This window comes from Actinomycetota bacterium (assembly GCA_040755895.1).
In the GTDB taxonomy this organism is placed as follows: Bacteria; Actinomycetota; Aquicultoria; order Subteraquimicrobiales; family Subteraquimicrobiaceae; genus Subteraquimicrobium.
The window spans coordinates 1-2,852 of the sequence record JBFMAG010000118.1 but is presented as its reverse complement, the minus strand read 5'-3'; the positions used below and the strand labels follow the sequence as shown (position 1 = coordinate 2,852).

The following is a 2,852-nucleotide window of genomic DNA, read 5'->3' as shown; positions in this document are numbered from 1 at the left end:
CCGCCCTATTTTTTCGAAACTTTCCATGATAGCTTTAACCAAAGAGTCAAGGTCCTCCTGACCCAGATACTTGGCATAATCTTTGGTCTCGATGGAAATTTCCCTTTGAGTAATGGAGCTAAATTCTTGGAATTGTTTAAAGTGAGACATCAGCGGTAGCAAGGGTTTTATCTCAGCGTTAATGATCCTATGAGCATTCCGTTCGGAGATTTCAAATCCGTAATATTTTCTCGCGATTTCCAAAAGGGATGGTATATCAATGGCACAACCGATGTATTGCCAAAGCTTTAAGGAGGAATGTTCAAGGGAGTTTATGAGATCGTGGTTTGGGGCATTGAAAATGCTTATCTCCGGTGGTGTATATAAATGATACATTGTGGATAAAATTTCTGAAGGTGAACCAAGATATATCTCGAGGTGAGGGTATTCTAAGTTGAATTCAATTAGATGCCTAAGTACATTATGAGGACCTGCGACGATGTGGGGTTTGCCTTGGCGAAAGTGAATTTTGGGAAAGGTTGATTGATCTCTGCGTTCCGGAAGCTCTCTGGTATCGACCCCGATCTTAAAAACGCTGCCCTTTCCCGGAAGAGATGAAAGGACCTGAGCCCTCTCGACCGATAATTTAACGGAGTACAAGGCCATTCCTCGACCATGTACTCCGTACTTATCTAAAACGATGTTTTCAAGCTTTGAGGTTACCCGAGGCTGGAAGATTTCATCTTGAAGATGCGCGGGTATGCCACATCCATCATCAATGACGGTGATTTTTCTTAAGTAACCCTCTTCCTTGTGGGAGGAGATGAATATCTTGGAGGAACCAGCATCCCTTGAATTCCTCAATAGTTCCACAATAACATCTTCAGCATAGCGGATATCATGCTTGGCCTGTCGTCGCTGAGCCTCATTTAAGTTTAGACGAACGAAGCCATTGCCCAAATCCTCTTCCACTTTGAGATAGTGATCACCGGTCAGATCTTCGACGAAATTTAAGAGATTATGTGAATTCTCGGGCATCTTATGGCCTCGCATTTAGTGGTCGAAAACTAAAGGAATTTTATTTGGCATATTCCACGACACGGTGTTCCCTTATCACCGTAACCTTTATTTGGCCAGGATACTCCAACTCCTCTTCGATTTTCTTGGCAATATCCCTTGCAAGAAGAGCTGATTTTGCATCGTCGATTTCTTCGGGTTTGACCATTATCCTGATTTCACGCCCAGCTTGCATAGCATAGGCCTTTTCTACACCTTTGTAGCCCTCGGCGATGGCCTCGAGCTTTTCCAAACGTTTGATGTAGCTCTCCAACGTTTCCCTTCGAGCTCCTGGGCGTGAGGCCGAGACAGCATCGGCGGATTGGACCAATACAGCTTCGATGGTTCGAGGTTCTACCTCCCCATGGTGAGCTTCGATGGCATGACAAATCTTGGGCGATTCACGAAGGCGTTTTGCCAACTCTGCCCCGATGATTGCATGTGGCCCTTCCACTTCGTGATCTATGGCTTTTCCAATATCATGCAAAAGACCAGCTCGCTTAGCCAGTTTGACATCGACATTCAATTCCGCGGCCATTATCCCGGCTAAGTGTGCTACCTCCCTTGAATGTTTGAGGACATTCTGTCCGTAGCTTGATCGGAATTTCAACCGCCCGAGTACTCTGATAAGCTCGGGGTGTAGCCCGTGTACTCCAATTTCAAGGGCTGCTTGTTCTCCTTCCTCGCGGATTTCGGTTTCCACTTCTTCGCGGGCTTTTTCGTACATCTCTTCGATTCGGGCTGGATGAATTCTCCCATCGGCGATGAGTTTCTCTAGGGCCAGGCGACCGATCTCACGTCTGACGGGATCGAAACTCGAAAGGATGACCGCCTCTGGCGTATCATCGATGATTAAATTGATCCCCGTGAGGGTCTCAAAAGCTCGGATGTTTCTCCCCTCTCGTCCGATGATTCTTCCCTTCATCTCATCGTTGGGCAGGGGGACCACAGAGACCGTGGTCTCAGCCACGTGGTCAGCGGCGCACCTTTGAATGGCCAAGGATATGATGTTTCGAGCTCTCTTCTCCGCCTCTTCTCGAGCTTTGGATTCGATATCGTGGATTATTTTTGCAGCATCGTGTCTGGCTTCTTCTCTAATCCTCTTCATGAGTAACTCCTTTGCCTCATCGGCTGACATACCAGCTAACCGCTCAAGCATGTGTTTTTGTTCAGCATAGATGCTCTCTAATTCGCTCTCCAATTTTGCAAGCTCACTCTCCCTTGCAATGAAAGCCTTTTCTCTTCTATCCAAAGCCATGGCCCTGTTGTCCAGTATTTCCTCCCTTTGAGCCAATCTTTTCTCCAGCCGCTGAAACTCAGCCCGTTGTTCCCTATTTTCCCTCTCGACTTCGGCTCGCATTGCATGGATTTCATCCTTTGCTTCCACTAAGGCCTCTCGTCTCATTCTTTCAACTTCTCTTTGTGCCTCCGATAAAATCCCTTTTGCAGCTTCCTCAGCGGAGGCGATTTTCGCCTCCCCTACATATTTCCTAATTAGGAATCCAACTAGGAGCCCAACGAGGTTCGATATTACTACCGATAGAATGAGCACTAATCCAAACCTCCCTTCGCTTTTAAAGGTAAATTAAAAAGCCGAGCATGCCTCGGCAAAAATACTCGACTTTCAAAGGGATAATGAAACTTCCCAGCAAGATTTCTCTTGCCTTCAATTATCCTATTTTAAATTTTAAATTTTAAATTTTAAATCTATATCAAACCCAAAATAAAGTATCTTTGCCGAGCTCTTAATTTAATTATAACATTGAGTGTCAAGTTTGCGAGAAAGAGCGGAAAGCCTGGTTGACCAATCTTTTAAA

2 protein-coding genes are annotated in these 2,852 nt (G+C 45.6%); both read right to left on the bottom strand.

Annotated elements, in window-relative coordinates; translation table 11 throughout:
* Positions 1-1,017 (bottom strand): ATP-binding protein (locus AB1466_05495; GenBank protein MEW6189545.1); only part of this gene is annotated, 1,017 nt, incomplete at its 3' end.
* Positions 1,018-1,057: 40 nt separating this feature from the next.
* The gene (gene rny, locus AB1466_05490) at positions 1,058-2,587 is read right to left on the bottom strand and encodes a ribonuclease Y (protein MEW6189544.1); all 1,530 of its coding nucleotides are present in this window, start codon (positions 2,585-2,587) and stop codon (positions 1,058-1,060) included.
* Positions 2,588-2,852: the final 265 nt, after the last annotated feature.